Here is a 15,413-nt window from a genome sequence, read left to right as displayed (position 1 = left end):
CCATCCATGGCTGGCCTGGGCTCAGAAGAGGAAGTAGCGCTGCGCCATCGGCAGCACGTCCGCCGGTTCGCACCATAGCAGTACGCCATCGGCCTTGACCTGGTAGGTCTGCGGGTCGACGTCGATCTGCGGCAGGTAGTCGTTGTGGATCAGGTCGGTTTTCTGCACATCGCGGCAGCCTTTGACCACCGCAATTTTTTTCTTCAAGCCCAGGCTCTGGGGAATCCCCGCGGCCTGCGCCGCCTGGCTGATAAAGGTCAGGCTGGTGGCGTGCAATGAGCCGCCGTAGCTGGCGAACATCGGCCGGTAGTGCACCGGCTGCGGCGTCGGGATCGAGGCATTGGCGTCGCCCATCAGGCTGGCGGCAATCGCCCCGCCCTTGAGGATCAGGGTCGGTTTCACACCGAAGAACGCCGGGCGCCAGAGCACCAGGTCGGCCCATTTGCCCACTTCGATCGAGCCCACTTCATGGCTGATGCCGTGGGTGATCGCCGGGTTGATGGTGTATTTGGCGATGTAGCGCTTGACCCGGAAGTTGCTGTTGCCGTCCCCGTCGCCCGGCAGCGGGCCACGTTGTTTCTTCATTTTGTCGGCGGTCTGCCAGGTGCGGGTGATGACTTCACCGACGCGGCCCATGGCCTGGCTGTCGGAGCTGATCATCGAGAACGCGCCGAGGTCGTGGAGGATGTCTTCGGCGGCGATGGTTTCCCGGCGGATACGGCTTTCGGCAAAGGCCACGTCCTCGGCGATGCTCGGGTCGAGGTGATGGCAGACCATCAGCATGTCCAGGTGTTCGTCGATGGTGTTGCGGGTGAACGGCCGGGTCGGGTTGGTCGAGCTGGGCAGCACATTGGGGAAACCGCAGGCCTTGATGATGTCCGGCGCATGGCCGCCGCCCGCGCCTTCGGTGTGATAGGTGTGGATGGTGCGGCCCTTGAACGCTCCGAGGGTGGTTTCGACAAAACCGGATTCGTTGAGGGTGTCGGTGTGGATCGCCACCTGCACGTCGTACTGGTCGGCCACGCTCAGGCAGTTGTCGATGGCCGCCGGCGTGGTGCCCCAGTCTTCGTGGAGCTTGAGGCCGATGGCGCCGGCCTCGACCTGCTCGATCAGCGGCAGTGGCAGGCTGGCGTTGCCCTTGCCGGTGAAGCCGATGTTCATCGGGAAGGCATCGGCGGCCTGGAGCATGCGCGCCAGGTGCCAGGGCCCGGAAGTGCAGGTGGTGGCGTTGGTGCCGGTGGCCGGTCCCGTGCCGCCACCGATCATGGTGGTGACGCCGCTCATCAGCGCTTCTTCGATCTGCTGCGGGCAGATGAAGTGGATATGGGTGTCGATGCCGCCGGCGGTGAGGATCATGCCTTCGCCGGCGATGACTTCGGTGCTGGCGCCGATGGCGATGGTCACGTCGGGCTGGATATCCGGATTGCCGGCCTTGCCGATGGCGGCGATGCGCCCATCCTTGAGGCCGACGTCGGCCTTGACGATGCCCCAGTGGTCGATGATCAGGGCGTTGGTGATCAGGGTGTCGACGACCTCGGCGGCCAGCAGCTGGCCCTGGCCCATGCCGTCGCGGATCACCTTGCCGCCGCCGAATTTCACTTCTTCACCGTAGGTGGTGAAGTCCTTTTCCACTTCGATCCACAGTTCGGTGTCGGCCAGGCGCACCTTGTCGCCGACGGTGGGGCCGAACATGTCGGCGTAGGCTTGTCTGGAAATCTTCATTGTGGGTCCTTAAAAAAGGGCGAGCATTCATCCGGTGTCAGGCGAATTGGTGATGGCGAACTTGAGTCCGTCTTCGCGGGCAAGCCCTGCTCCTACAGATTTATGTCGTACGCAGAATTTGTATTCGACGCAGAACTGTAGGAGCAGGGCTTGCCCGCGAAGGCGTCGGTACAGGCAACACCTCAGTCAAGGTCGCCCATCACCCGCCCGGCAAACCCGAACACCCGCCGCAACCCGGCCAACTCCACCAATTCAACGTCCCGGCTCTGCCCCGGTTCGAAGCGCACGGCGGTGCCGGCAGGGATATTCAGGCGCATGCCACGGCTGGCGGCGCGATCGAAGCTCAAGGCGTCGTTGGTCTCGAAAAAGTGATAGTGCGAACCGACCTGGATCGGTCGGTCGCCGCTGTTCGCCACATTCAGGCTGAGGGTGCGGCGACCGACATTGAGTTCGATGTCGCCGGGCTGGATCTGATATTCACCAGGAATCATTCGGGTTGTCCCAGGGTCTTGAAGTAAATGGCGGTGGCCTTGTAGCGACCATCCGGTGTCGCGCAGTAGTTCGGCAGTTCGCCGACCCGGGTGTAGCCCAGGGCGCTGTAGAAGGCTTCGGCTTCGGAGCCGGCCTCGGTGTCGAGATGCAGCAGGCCACGCTTGTGCTGTTTTGCCGTCTGCTCCAGGGCCTGGATCAGTTGCTGGCCGAGACCGCGATGGCGGGCCTCGCTGTACACCAGCAGCTTCTGGATTTCGGCGCGGTTCAGGCCGTTGGCCTTCTGGCACAGGCTCAGTTGCACGCTGGCCAGCACCTGTTCGTCACGCACCACCACCCAGAGCAGCAGGCTGCCGTCCTGCAGCGCGGTTTGCACCGTATCGAAGTAGTCGCGGGCCTGGCCGGCATCGAGATCGGCCATGAAACCTACACTGGCGCCGTGCCGAACGGCGTCAAGCAGCAAATCGATCAAACCCTGGCGGTAGTGCGCAAAGCTTTCGTTATTCACACGACGCAGTTGGGCGGCGTTCATGGCGGTTACTCCTGGTTGACGGCGGGCGGCAGGGCACCCGGATTCAGAGTCAGTTGCATAAAGGTCAGGTCCAGCCAGCGGCCGAACTTCACCCCCACCTGGGGCATCTGCCCGGTGATGGTGAAACCCTGGCGTTCATGCAGGCGAATGGAAGCGGCGTTACCACTTTCGATGGCGGCGACCATCACATGTTTGCCGCAGTCACGGGCGCGCTCGATCAGCACCGCCATCAGTTGCGGGCCGAGGCCATTGCCGCGCTGGTCGCTGCGCACATAGACCGAGTGTTCGACGGTGTGGCGGAAGCCCTCGAAGGGCCGCCAGTCGCCGAAGGAGGCATAGCCGAGGACGCTGTTGTGGCTGTCGACGATCACCAGGATCGGGTAAGCCTGGCCTTGCCGGGTGCTGAACCAGGCCTGGCGATTGCCCAGGTCCACCGGTTGTTCGTTCCAGATCGCCGTGGTGTTGAGCACCGCGTCGTTGTAGATGTCGCGGATCGCCGGCAGGTCGGCGTGGACGGCATCGCGGATTACGTAGGACATGCTCGGCCTCAGGCGATGGGTTGGTGGACGGTGACCAGCTTGGTGCCATCGGGGAAGGTGGCCTCGACCTGGATCTCCGGGATCATTTCCGGGATGCCTTCCATCACTTGTTCGCGGTTGAGCAGGGTGGTGCCGAAGTGCATCAGCTCGGCCACGGTCCGGCCATCGCGGGCACCTTCCAGCAGAGCCGCCGAGATATAGGCCATGGCTTCCGGATAGTTGAGTTTCACCCCACGGGCCAGGCGCCGTTCGGCCACCAGACCAGCGGTAAAAATCAGCAGTTTGTCTTTTTCGCGGGGAGTCAGGTCCATGGTTCGGAGTCCGTTGGCAGGCAGTAAAAGAAGGTTGGCATATTCATGTGTTCCAGATCCTCGGCGGCACGGCCTCGCGCCCCAGCAGGGCCGGGCGCAACAGCCGCCACAGCTCGATCAGCCAGGCACGGGCATGCAGGGCCTCGCCGGCCAGGCAGCGGGCCACCAGCAGGCCGGGCAGTTGGGTGAGGTCGCCGCGCACCCGGGTCGGCACTGAACGGCAGCGTTCGAGCAGCTCGCTGTCGATCTCGCCGGTCACCAGCAGGGTGGCGAAGACCGGCTGGCCGTCGAGGCCGATGGGCGAGTCGAGCAGACCGTCGTCGCCCTGGATGCGTTGGCGTTCGTGCCAGAGCAGTTGGCCGTCGCGACGGATATCCAGCTGTGACTGGAAATGCCCGCGATCAAAGCGTTCACCGCTGGCGGGGCGCCCGAGGGCGACCATATCCCAGTAGAGCAAGCGGGCGTCGCCTTCAAGGTCAATGCGGGTGTTCAACTCGGCCTGGGCCGCGCTGAAGACGATGGTTTCCTGGGGCAGCCATTCCAGGGTCGCGCCGGCGGCGACCTTCAGGTCCAGGGTCTGGTAGGCCGGCCCGTTGGCGCGATACCACTTCGCGGCGCCGGGGCTGGTCAGTTGCGCCCAGGCATCGGTTTCGACGCGGGCGCTGATGGCCAGCCGGTCACCGCCGGCAATCCCCCCGGGCGGGTGGACGATAATGTGCTGGCAGACTTGCGGACCTTCGGCATACAGGTGTTTCTGCACCCGCAACGGGCCCAGGTGGCGCCGGGTGACCGGGCGCGTGCAATCGCCGAAGCGGGCGTAGCCGAGTTCGAGCTCGGCGTGCCAGCTGGGGGTGAACAGGGCGTGAGTGACAGTTGAATTCATGGTTTCTAATTATCGTCGTGACGCTACAGGTTAGATCGTAACCAGTCCGCGCACACCTTCGGCTTCCATATTTTCTCCGCGACCTTGCTGGACAATCTCGCCCCGGGACATCACCAGGTACTGATCGGCCAACTCGGCGGCGAAATCGTAGAACTGCTCCACCAGCAGGATCGCCATATCGCCACGGGCGGCGAGTTTCTTGATCACCGCGCCGATCTCCTTGATCACCGAGGGCTGGATGCCTTCGGTGGGTTCGTCGAGGATCAGCAGGCGTGGGCGGCTGGCCAGTGCCCGACCGATGGCCAGCTGTTGTTGCTGGCCGCCGGAAAGGTCGCCGCCACGGCGTTGTTTCATTTGCAGCAGGACCGGGAACAGTTCGTAGATGAACGCCGGCACTTCCTTGGCTTCGGCGCCAGGGAAGCGCGAGAGGCCCATCAGCAGGTTTTCTTCCACGCTCAGGCGGCCGAAGATTTCCCGGCCCTGGGGTACGTAGGCAATGCCGGCGTGGACCCGTTGGTGCGGTTTGAGGTTGGTGATGGGTTTGCCTTCCCACTGCACCGCTCCTTCCTTGGCCGGCAGCAGGCCCATCAGGCATTTGAGCAGGGTAGTCTTGCCCACCCCGTTGCGGCCCAGCAGGCAGGTGACTTCGCCGACTTTCACGTCAAAGGACAGGCCCCGCAGGATGTGGCTGCCGCCGTAGTACTGGTGCAGTTTGTCGACTTGGAGCATGGTTGTGTTCCTGAGATGTGGGGTGCCTTCAGCGACCGAGGTAGACCTCTATCACTCGTTCGTTTTCCTGCACCTGCTCCAGCGAACCTTCGGCCAGCACGCTGCCCTGGTGCAGCACGGTGACATGGTCGGCAATCGCGCCGACAAAACCCATGTCGTGCTCCACCACCATCAGCGAATGCTTGCCGGCCAGGCTCTTGAACAGCTCGGCGGTGAACTCGGTCTCGGCATCGGTCATGCCCGCCACCGGTTCGTCGAGCAGCAACAGTTGCGGGTCCTGCACCAGCAACATGCCGATCTCCAGGAACTGCTTCTGGCCATGGGACAACAAACCCGCCGGGCGATTGACCGAGCCGGTCAGGCGAATGGTCTCCAGGACCTGGGCAATCCCGTCCTTCTGCTCACCGCTCAAACGCGCCCGCAGGCTGGCCCATACCGATTTGTCGGTCTTCTGCGCCAGCTCCAGGTTCTCGAACACCGTCAACGCCTCGAACACCGTCGGCTTCTGGAACTTGCGGCCGATCCCGGCCTGGGCGATCTGCACTTCGCTCATCGCCGACAGGTCGAGGGTTTCGCCGAACCAGGCCTTGCCATGGCTGGGGCGGGTCTTGCCGGTGATCACGTCCATCAGGGTGGTCTTGCCCGCGCCATTGGGGCCGATGATGCAGCGCAGCTCGCCGACGCCGATGTACAGGTTCAGGTTGTTCAGGGCCTTGAAGCCGTCGAAGCTGACGCTGATGTCTTCCAGGGTCAGGATGGTACCGTGGCGGGTGTCCAGGCCGTCGCCCTTGGCCTGGCCGAGACCCAGGGCGTCACGGCTGCTGCCGGCATCCTTGTTGGGTTCGAGGATCGGTTCGAGCATGAATTCGGCGGTCGCGGTGACTCTCATTGTTCGCCCCTTTTCTTCAGCAGCCCGATCACGCCCTTGGGCAGGTACAGGGTCACGACGATAAACAGTGCGCCGAGGAAGAACAGCCAGTACTCAGGGAAGGCCACGGTGAACCAGCTCTTCATGCCGTTGACCATGCCCGCGCCGAGCAGCGGGCCGATCAGGCTGCCGCGCCCGCCCAGGGCCACCCACACGGCGGCCTCGATGGAGTTGGTCGGCGACATTTCGCTGGGGTTGATGATCCCCACCTGCGGCACATACAGCGCCCCGGCCAGGCCGCACAACACGGCGCTCAAGACCCAGACGAAGAGCTTGAAGCCACGGGGATCGTAGCCGCAGAACATCAGCCGGTTTTCCGCATCGCGCAGCGCCGTCAGCACCCGCCCGAACTTGCTCCTGGCCAGGCGCCAGCCGCTGTAGAGGCTGGTCACCAGCAAGACCACGGTGGCGAAGAACAGCACCGCGCGGGTGCCCGGTTCGGTGATGCCGAAACCGAGGATGCTGCGGAAGTTGGTAAAGCCGTTGTTGCCGCCGAAGCCGGTTTCGTTGCGGAAGAACAGCAGCATCCCGGCGAAGGTCAGGGCCTGGGTCATGATCGAGAAGTACACGCCCTTGATCCGCGAGCGGAAGGCGAAGAAGCCGAACACCAGCGCCAGCAGCCCCGGCGCCAGCACCACCAGGCACAGGGCCCAGAGAAAGTGGCTGGTGCCGGTCCAGTACCAGGGTAGTTCGGTCCAGGACAGGAAGGTCATGAACGCCGGCAGCTCGTCGCCGGACGCCTGGCGCATCAGGTACATGCCCATGGCATAGCCGCCGAGGGCGAAGAACAGGCCGTGGCCGAGGGACAGCAGGCCGGCATAACCCCAGACCAGGTCCAGGGCCAGGGCGACGATGGCGTAGCAGAGAATCTTGCCCACCAGGGTCAGGGTGTAGGCCGAGACGTGGAACAGGTTCTCCGGCGGCAGCAGCGACAGCAGTGGCAAGGCCAGGAGCAGCGCCAGCACGATCGCGCCGACGGCAATGGTCAGGCCGGGCCCGGCTTTTTGGCTCGCGGTGAGCATCAGGGGCTGGTTCATCAGTCGATCACCCGTCCTTTCAGTGCGAAGAGTCCTTGCGGGCGTTTCTGGATAAACAGAATGATCAGCGCGAGGATCAGGATCTTGCCCAGCACCGCACCGATCTGCGGTTCGAGGATCTTGTTGGCGATGCCCAGGCCGAAGGCGGCCATGACGCTGCCGGCCAACTGGCCGACCCCGCCAAGCACCACCACCAGGAAGGAGTCGATGATGTAGCTCTGGCCCAGGTCCGGGCCGACGTTGCCGATCTGGCTCAGGGCGACGCCGCCCAAACCGGCGATCCCGGAGCCGAGGCCGAAGGCGAGCATGTCCACCCGTCCGGTGGGCACGCCGCAGCAGGCGGCCATATTTCGGTTCTGGGTGACGGCGCGGACGTTCAGGCCCAGGCGGGTTCTGTTCAGGAGCAGCCAGGTGAGGACCACCACGAACAGCGCGAAGGCGATGATCACCAGGCGGTTGTAGGGCAGGACCAGATTGGGCAGCACCTGGATGCCGCCGGAAAGCCAGGCCGGGTTGGCCACCTCGACGTTCTGCGCACCGAATACCAGGCGGACCAACTGGATCAGCATCAGGCTGATACCCCAGGTGGCGAGCAGGGTTTCCAGTGGACGCCCGTAGAGATGGCGGATGATCGTGCGTTCCAGGGCCATGCCGATCCCGGCGGTGACGAAGAACGCCACCGGCAGGGCCACCAGCGGGTAGAACTCGATGGCCTGGGGCAGGAAGCGCTGGAACAGCAACTGCACAACGTAGGTGGCGTAGGCGCCGAGCATCAGCATTTCGCCGTGGGCCATATTGATCACCCCGAGCAGGCCGAAGGTGATCGCCAGGCCGAGGGCCGCCAGCAACAGGATCGAACCGAGGGACAGGCCGCTGAAGGCCTGGCCGAGCCATTCGCCGATCATCAGCTTGCGTTTGACTTGCGCCAGGCTGGTTTCGGCGGCGGTGTGCACGCCGGCGTCGGCTTCGACCCCGGGTTGCAGCAGGCCTTCGAGGCGGGTGCGGGCCAGCGGGTCGCCACTGTCACCGAGCAGGCGCACGGCGGCCAGGCGGACGGCCGGGTCGCTGTCGACCAATTGCAGATTGGCCAGGGCCAGGCTCAGGGCGGCGTGGACATCGGTGTTGGTTTCTCCGGCCAGTTGCTGGTCGAGGAATTTCAGCTGCGCCGGCTTGGCGCTTTTTTGCAGTTGCTGGGCGGCGGCCAGGCGCACCTTGGCATCGGCGGCGAGCAGTTGCTGGGCGGCGACGGCGGTGTCGATCAGGCCGCGCAGGCGGTTGTTCAGGCGCAGGGTCTTGGTTTCGCCATTGAGCGTCAATTGGCCACTTTGCAGGGCGTTGATCAGCTCGATGCGTGCCGGTTCCGGGTGCGCGGCCCAGGTTTCCAGCAGGGCGGCCTGTTGGCTGGAGTCGGCGGCGACGAAGTCTTCGGCGTCCCCGGCGTGGGCGGCCATCGGCAACAGCAGTGCCAGGGCGAGGAGAAAGCGGTATAGGGCAGTGGGCATAGCAATGGCCTTGCATAAGACCTTGTAGGAGCCGGCTTGCCGGCGATGAGGCCCGCAAGTCTTGTATCGACCGTCCGGCCGCCATCGCCGGCAAGCCGGCTCCTACAAGGGGATTGGGTCGGCCCGCGAATACCTGCCGGGCCGACCGTCAGCGATTACTCAGTTGCTCTTCACCGCATAATCCGGCTTCTTGTCGTTGCCCGGGATAAACGGGCTCCATGGCTGGGCACGGATCGGGCCCTTGGTCTGCCAGACCACGTTGAACTGACCGTTGGCCTGGATCTCGCCGATCATCACCGGCTTGTGCAGGTGATGGTTGGTCGGGTCCATGGTCAGGGTGTAGCCCGACGGTGCGGCGAAGGTCTGGCCGGCCAGGGCTGCACGGACTTTGTCGACATCGGTGGACTTGGCTTTTTCCGCCGCCTGGGCCCACATGTGGATGCCGACGTAGGTGGCCTCCATCGGGTCGTTGGTCACGGCCTTGTCGGCGCCCGGGAGGTTTTTCTTCTTGGCGTAGGCTTTCCAGTCGGCGACGAATTTCTTGTTCACCGGGTTATCCACCGACTCGAAGTAGTTCCACGCCGCCAGGTTGCCCACCAGTGGCTTGGTGTCGATGCCGCGCAGTTCTTCCTCGCCCACGGAGAAGGCCACCACCGGTACGTCGGTGGCTTTCAGGCCCTGGTTGGCCAGTTCCTTGTAGAACGGCACATTGGAGTCGCCGTTGACGGTGGAGATGACCGCAGTCTTGCCGCCGGCGGAGAACTTCTTGATGTTGGCGACGATGGTCTGGTAGTCGGCGTGGCCGAACGGGGTGTAGACCTCTTCGATATCCTTGTCCGCGACCCCCTTGGAGTGCAGGAACGAGCGCAGGATTTTGTTGGTGGTGCGTGGGTAGACATAGTCGGTGCCGAGCAGGAAGAAGCGCTTGGCCGCGCCGCCGTCTTCGCTCATCAGGTATTCCACCGCCGGGATCGCCTGCTGGTTCGGCGCGGCACCGGTGTAGAAGACGTTCGGCGACATTTCCTCGCCTTCATACTGCACCGGGTAGAACAGCAGGCCGTTGAGTTCCTCGAACACTGGCAGCACCGATTTACGTGACACCGAGGTCCAGCAACCGAAGACCACGGCGACCTTGTCCTGGGTCAGCAACTGCCGGCTTTTTTCGGCGAACAGCGGCCAGTTGGACGCCGGGTCGACCACCACCGGTTCGAGCATCTTGCCGTTGACCCCGCCCTTGGCGTTGATCTCGTCGATGGTCATCAGCGCCATGTCTTTGAGCGAGGTTTCGGAGATGGCCATGGTGCCGGACAGCGAGTGCAGGATGCCGACCTTGATGGTCTCGGCGGCCTGGACGGTCCAGGTCATGCCCATGGCGGCAATGGATGCCGTCAGTGTGAAAGCCTTGATCAAGCTACGACGCTTCATTGGTGCGATCTCCAGATGTTCAAAGTTTTTTTGGTTGGCAGATGCAGACACTGAAGGGGCTTTTGCAAAGGCTGTGCCCAGTCGGGGAAAGGCAGGAAACCGTCGTGTTTGAGCGGTACTGGTCTGAACAGTCGCACCAAGCGGGGGCGACATGGGCGTTGCGGTGCGCAGAGAGTGCCAGATTGGTGCTGATACCGTCTTCGCGACGGTCCGGGGCTCCGACAAGTTCTGCTCCTACAGTGTCAGTGTCGAGCAACTATATTTGTGAACGACGCAGAACCTGTAGGAGCAGAGCTTGCTCGCGAAGAGGCCCTCACCGGCGCCGCATCAGCCCGATAAAAAACAACCCGCCAATGGCCGCCGTGGCCACCCCGATTGGCAAGTCTTCGGGCGCGATCAGGGTCCGCGCCGCGACATCGACCCAGACCAGGAACAGGCTCCCCAGCAGCGCCGACACCGGCAGCAGGCGCCGGTGTTCCGCGCCCACCAGGTAACGGGCGATATGCGGCACCATCAGGCCGACAAAACCGATGGAGCCGCTGATGGAAACCAGCACGCCGGTCATCAGCGAGGCGATCAGGAATACCTTCAGGCGCACATTGCGCGCACTCAGGCCGAGGGTCACGGCAGTCTGCTCGCCAGCCATAAGGGCGTTCAATGGCCGGGCCATGCTCACCAGCAGCACCAGCCCCAGCAGCACGCTCGCCGCCGGTATCGGCAGCAGCTCCCAACGCGCCAGGCCGAGGCCGCCAAGCATCCAGAACAGCACCGCGGAGCTGGCCCGATGATCGCCGAGAAACAGCAGCAGGTTGGCCAGCGCCATCATCACGAAGGACACCGCGACCCCGCACAGCAGCAGCCGGTCGCTCTCCAGCCGACCGTTGCGACTGGCGATGGCGAGCACCGCCAGCATACTGGCCAGGGCACCGATAAAGGCGGCGATGGGCAAGGTCAGCAGGCCGACGATCTCGCCCACATGCAGGACCACGATCACCGCGCCGAGCGTCGCCCCGGAGGTTACGCCGAGCAGGTGCGGATCGGCCAGGGGATTGCGCGTGACCGCCTGCAGGACCGCGCCGATCAACGCCAGCCCGGCGCCCACCAGCACGCCGAGAAGCATGCGCGGCACTCGGATCAGCCAGACGATATGCTCCTGCCCGGCGCTCCAGTTCACCTCGCCCAGGCCCAGCACCTTGTACGAGAGAATCCGCCACACGACATCCACCGGCACCCGTGCCGGGCCGAAGCCCAGGGAGAGGACGCAGGACAGTAGCAACAAGGCGCCGAGGGCGGCCAGCAACGAGCCATAGCGGCGGTTCATCATTGTGGGTGAAAGGCCTTGGCGAGGGTTTCGATGGCCTTGACGTTATCGATGCCCGGCGTCGCCTCGACATAGGGAATCACCACGAAGCGCTTGTTGCGGATAGCGTCCACCGACTGCAGCGCCGGGTTGGTCTCCAGGAAGTGCTGTTTCTGTTCGGCGGTGACTTCGCTGTAGTCGACGATCACGATCACCTGGGGATTCTTCTCCACCACGCTTTCCCAGTTGACCCGGGTCCAACTGGCATCGACGTCGTCGAGGATATTGCGTCCGCCGGCGGCTTCGATCAGCGCCTGGGGCATGGCCAGGCGGCCGGAGGTCATGGCGCGGTCTTCGCCGCTGTCATAGAGGAACACTCGTGGATGATCGGCCGGCAGGTTTTTCCGCACGGCGGCCACCCGCGCCTGCATCTCGCCGATCAGGGCGTCGGCACGGTCCTGCACGTCGAAGATCTTGCCCAGGTTGCGCAGGTCGTTGTAGGTGTCGTCGAGGCTGGCACCCGCGCGTTTCATCACGAAGGCACAGGACTCGGTCAGCTCGTAGACGTTGATGCCCAGGGGCGTCAGTGTCGCCGGGGTGAGGGCGCCGCCGACCGTCATGCCGTAGTCCCAGCCGGCGAAGAAGAAATCGACGTTGGCATTGAGCAGGGTTTCCACCGACGGGTACTTGGCCGCCAGTTCCGGCAGGCCGTCGAGGGTTTTCGCCATTTCCGGGGTGACTGATTTCCAGCCGCTGATCCCGCTATAGCCGGCCATGCGTGGCTTGAGGCCGAGGGCGAGCATCATCTGGGTCATGTTGATGTCATGGCTGACCGCGTGTTTCGGCGCCTCCTTGAAGGTCACCTCGCGGTTGCAGCTCTGGACCGTCAGCGGGTAGTGCGTCGATTCGGCCAGGGCGGCCATGGACGTGAACAGTGAACCGAGGCAGAGCGCCAGGTGCCGTAGCTTCATGGTTGGGTTATCCAGGTGATTCGCGGGTAGCCGGAGAGTGGGTGGGTATCGATCAGCGCTTCGACGCCGAAAACTTCGCGCAGCAGCTCGACGGTCAGGACCTCGGCGGGTGTGCCGCTGGCGACGATGCGCCCGTGCTGGAGCACATACAGCCGGTCGCAGAAGGCCGCGGCGAGGTTGAGGTCGTGGATGCTTGCCAGGGTGCCGATCTTCAGTTGCCTGACCAGGCGCAACAGTTCCAGCTGGAAGCGCGGGTCGAGGTGGTTGGTCGGTTCGTCGAGGATCAGCAGTTGCGGTTGCTGGGCCAGGGCGCGGGCGAGGATCACGCGTTGTTTTTCACCACCGGAGAGGGTGGCGAAGGCGTGCTCTTCGAAGCCCTGCATACCTACTGATTCAATGGATTGACGAATCAGTCGGCGGTCGGCCTCGGTGTCGCCGTCGAAGAGTTTCTTGTGTGGGGTGCGGCCCATGGCGACCACTTCGTCAACGGTCAGGCCAAAGGCATCGGGGAATTCCTGGAGCACCACGGCGATGCGCTGGGCGCACCAGCGTGGCGATTGTTTCCAGACGTTCTGGTGTGCGAGCAGGACCTCGCCGTGTCCCGGTTGGCTGAAGCGGTAGGCGCAACGCAGCAGGCTGGTCTTGCCGCTGCCGTTGGGACCGATCAGGCCGACGAACTCACCGGCCGCCACCCGCAGGTTGGCATCACGCAGTTGGAACTGGTGTTGGCAGCGGTCATGGCCGGGAGGTACCCAGGCGAGGTCGGTGAGGGTCAGCGAGGTCATTCGTTACTCATTGTTGTTGCACTCGGTTCTGTCTTTAAAAGGTGTAGTCCGCCGTCACAAAGACCGACCGCGGCTGCCCCATGATCCATTGCTGGCCGTCATTGTATTGGCTCAGGGCGTATTGGCGATCGAACAAGTTGTTCAATTGCAGACCCAGCGTTGTATTGCGCAAGGCTTTCCACGAGACATTGGCGTCCACCACGGTATAGCTCGGCAGCTCGACGGTATTGGCCAGGTCGGCGTAACGCGCATCCACATAACGTACGCCCGCCCCGGCGCGCACGTCATCGGTGATCGCCTTGCTCAGCCAGAGGTTGGCGGTGCGACGCGGGACATCCGTAGGGCGGTTGCCCGCGTAGGAGACGACGGCGTTACCGACGTTCTGGTCGAAATCATCGTATTGAGCCCGGACAATCGACGCATTGGCCTGCAACTGCCAGTCGTGGGCCAACTTCAGGTCGAGACTGGCTTCCAGTCCGTCGGACGATTGTTGCCCCACTTGCAGTTGGTTCTGCGAGTTGGTCGGGTCGACGGTGAGCAGCTTCTTTTTAACGATGTGATAGGCCGCCAGGGTCCATTCGCCGCGCTGGTCCCAGAATATCTGCTTGAGACCCAGTTCGCTCTGCTTGGCTGTGGACAGGCCGAATTGCTGGTTGCCCGGGCTCAGTGAGATCAGGCCATTGAGGCCATCAGTGCTGGTGGAGTACTGACCGTACAAGGACGTGTCTGGCGTCAGGGCATAGACCAGACCGACCTTCCAGTTGTTACCGGTCAGGGATTTTTCGGTTTGGCTGCCATTGACCAGGTTGTCACGCTCCAGATGCACATAATCGCGACGCACCCCGGTTACCAACGACCACTGCTCATTCAGCTGGGTGCGGTTTTCCGCGAAAATCGAGAACTGGCGTGTCGTGCTCTTGTACTGGTCACGGTATGGGTCGGCGCTTTCAAAGACCCCGGGGGGCGGATTGCTGATGTCGATGGGCTGGCCATCGGGCAACACATCGTTGTACGGCGAGTTGCTGGTGTCCTTGAAACGGATGCGGTTGACGTCCACGCCCGTCAGGGTCTGGCTGTCGAGGCCGAACAGACTGTGCTTGAAGGTGAAGGTCTGGCGGTCGCCTACCTGTTCCTCGTTGTGCCCGATGCTCAGGAAACTCTGCCGCAGCAACTGCTGGCTGGCGGGGTCGAAATTGTAGTTTTCGGCGTTCTGCCAGCGACGCTGGGCCTTGAGGTAATACAGCTCGTTGCTGGAACTGACGGTATCGGAGATCTGCCAGTCGGTGCGCAGGCGCGTCCACTGGTCGTTGTAGTGCAGCTTGTCGTCGCCGACGTTGTAGTTCTTGAAGCGCAGGTTTTCCTGGTAGTGGCCGTTGATCAGCGGCACGCCGAAGTAATCGGTGGGCTCCTGGTCGCCGTAGTCGCTGGAGAGGGTGAACACCAGGTCATCGTTGGCCTGCCAGCGCAAGGCGCCGCTGAAGAAGTTGCTGCTCGAATCGCCACGGTCGACCCAGCCGTTGCTGCTCAGGCGATTGAGATTGAGGCGATAGCTGAGGGTGTCCGTCAGCGAACCGCCGCTGTCCAGGGCTTCTTGCTGACTGCCGTAGGAGCCATAGCCCAGGCGCACATGGTTTTCGATCTCGCCTTCGAACGGCTTTTTCGGAAGGGTGTTGATCACCGCGCCGGTGGCCCCTTCGCCATACAGTACCGATGCCGGCCCACGCAGCACATCGACGCGCTCCACCGACCAGGTGTCCACCGGGAAGGTCACGGTGCCGGCACCAGCGTACATCCGGGTGCCATCATACAACTGCATCACCGAGTTCTGCCCGGTAAAGCCCCGCGCCTGCAACGAGGTGCCGCCATCGCCCGGGTTGCCGGTACGGCTGATCCCGGCGCTGCGCGATGCGGCATCCTGCACACTCATATCGCCGCGCTGGCGAATCTGTTCACCGCTCAGGCTGTCGGTGCTTGCGGGGGTTTCCAGTGCCGTCAGGCCCAGACGTGAGCCGGCGGTGGTCGGGGTCTTCAGGTCGATGCGCTCGTCGTCGACGGCGGGTGCGGTAATGGTGCCGGTGGGCAGGGTCAGGGTGCCGTCGGCCTGGGCGTGGTTCAACGCCAGCAGGCAGAGGCCGGGCAAGAGGTACTTGTTCATCGGGACAGGGAGTCGCTTATCTTCAGAGGCGATACCCGCAGCCAGGGACTGCGAGTAGGGATGTCGCATATTGTTATATTATAACAATATGCAATTGCAACATAT

General features: G+C 63.5%; 15 protein-coding genes. All 15 read right to left on the bottom strand.

The features are described 5' to 3' along the window. Window positions 1–21: 21 nt before the first annotated feature. The 15 genes from ureC to M5C56_RS28705 all read right to left on the bottom strand — a co-directional run bounded on the left by ureC (window position 22) and on the right by M5C56_RS28705 (window position 15,308). A complete protein-coding gene (gene ureC / locus M5C56_RS28775; protein ID WP_103495233.1) occupies window positions 22–1,722 on the bottom strand; it encodes an urease subunit alpha in 1,701 nt (566 codons plus the stop codon). Window positions 1,723–1,904: 182 nt separating this feature from the next. Next, on the bottom strand, window positions 1,905–2,213 hold the full coding sequence (locus M5C56_RS28770; protein ID WP_100944249.1) for an urease subunit beta: 309 nt from the start codon (window positions 2,211–2,213) through the stop codon (window positions 1,905–1,907). Continuing rightward, window positions 2,210–2,743, bottom strand: a complete 534-nt coding sequence (locus tag M5C56_RS28765) for a GNAT family N-acetyltransferase (RefSeq protein ID WP_103495232.1) — start codon at window positions 2,741–2,743, stop codon at window positions 2,210–2,212. Before M5C56_RS28765 ends, M5C56_RS28770 begins: the two co-directional genes overlap by 4 nt. Before the next feature lie 5 nt (window positions 2,744–2,748). Continuing rightward, window positions 2,749–3,282: a GNAT family N-acetyltransferase gene (locus M5C56_RS28760; protein ID WP_103495231.1), complete on the bottom strand. Its 534-nt coding sequence runs from the start codon at window positions 3,280–3,282 to the stop codon at window positions 2,749–2,751. 8 nt (window positions 3,283–3,290) lie between these two features. Beyond that, entirely contained in the window at window positions 3,291–3,593 is a 303-nt protein-coding gene (gene ureA, locus M5C56_RS28755) for an urease subunit gamma (protein WP_103495230.1), read from the bottom strand. 43 nt (window positions 3,594–3,636) lie between these two features. Then, window positions 3,637–4,476 (bottom strand): urease accessory protein UreD, encoded by an 840-nt coding sequence (locus M5C56_RS28750; protein ID WP_103495229.1) that lies wholly within the window; start codon window positions 4,474–4,476, stop codon window positions 3,637–3,639. 30 nt (window positions 4,477–4,506) lie between these two features. After that, window positions 4,507–5,205 (bottom strand): urea ABC transporter ATP-binding subunit UrtE, encoded by a 699-nt coding sequence (urtE, locus tag M5C56_RS28745; protein WP_103495228.1) that lies wholly within the window; start codon window positions 5,203–5,205, stop codon window positions 4,507–4,509. A 28-nt stretch (window positions 5,206–5,233) separates the two neighbouring features. After that, the gene (gene urtD, locus M5C56_RS28740; protein ID WP_103495227.1) at window positions 5,234–6,094 is read right to left on the bottom strand and encodes an urea ABC transporter ATP-binding protein UrtD; all 861 of its coding nucleotides are present in this window, start codon (window positions 6,092–6,094) and stop codon (window positions 5,234–5,236) included. Continuing rightward, window positions 6,091–7,170: an urea ABC transporter permease subunit UrtC gene (urtC, locus tag M5C56_RS28735; RefSeq protein WP_103495226.1), complete on the bottom strand. Its 1,080-nt coding sequence runs from the start codon at window positions 7,168–7,170 to the stop codon at window positions 6,091–6,093. The genes urtD and urtC overlap by 4 nt, the downstream gene beginning before the upstream one ends. Further along, window positions 7,170–8,672, bottom strand: a complete 1,503-nt coding sequence (gene urtB, locus M5C56_RS28730; protein ID WP_103495225.1) for an urea ABC transporter permease subunit UrtB — start codon at window positions 8,670–8,672, stop codon at window positions 7,170–7,172. The genes urtC and urtB overlap by 1 nt, the downstream gene beginning before the upstream one ends. Window positions 8,673–8,831: 159 nt before the next feature. Next, window positions 8,832–10,097 carry an urea ABC transporter substrate-binding protein gene (urtA, locus tag M5C56_RS28725; RefSeq protein WP_103495224.1) on the bottom strand — a complete coding sequence of 422 codons (1,266 nt, stop codon included), beginning with the start codon at window positions 10,095–10,097 and terminating at the stop codon, window positions 8,832–8,834. Between the two features lie 313 nt (window positions 10,098–10,410). Continuing rightward, window positions 10,411–11,421, bottom strand: a complete 1,011-nt coding sequence (locus M5C56_RS28720; protein ID WP_103495223.1) for an iron ABC transporter permease — start codon at window positions 11,419–11,421, stop codon at window positions 10,411–10,413. Beyond that, window positions 11,418–12,368 (bottom strand): ABC transporter substrate-binding protein, encoded by a 951-nt coding sequence (locus M5C56_RS28715; protein ID WP_103495222.1) that lies wholly within the window; start codon window positions 12,366–12,368, stop codon window positions 11,418–11,420. The genes M5C56_RS28720 and M5C56_RS28715 overlap by 4 nt, the downstream gene beginning before the upstream one ends. Continuing rightward, on the bottom strand, window positions 12,365–13,153 hold the full coding sequence (locus tag M5C56_RS28710) for an ABC transporter ATP-binding protein (RefSeq protein WP_103495221.1): 789 nt from the start codon (window positions 13,151–13,153) through the stop codon (window positions 12,365–12,367). The genes M5C56_RS28715 and M5C56_RS28710 overlap by 4 nt, the downstream gene beginning before the upstream one ends. A 34-nt stretch (window positions 13,154–13,187) precedes the next feature. Beyond that, window positions 13,188–15,308 carry a TonB-dependent receptor gene (locus M5C56_RS28705; protein WP_103495220.1) on the bottom strand — a complete coding sequence of 707 codons (2,121 nt, stop codon included), beginning with the start codon at window positions 15,306–15,308 and terminating at the stop codon, window positions 13,188–13,190. Between the last annotated feature and the right edge of the window lie 105 nt (window positions 15,309–15,413).

The organism is Pseudomonas sp. MWU13-2862, assembly GCF_023242495.1.
In the GTDB taxonomy this organism is placed as follows: domain Bacteria; phylum Pseudomonadota; class Gammaproteobacteria; order Pseudomonadales; family Pseudomonadaceae; genus Aquipseudomonas; species Aquipseudomonas gingeri_D.
Note: the sequence above shows the minus strand (reverse complement) of the source record. Positions and strands in the feature narration are given on the sequence as shown.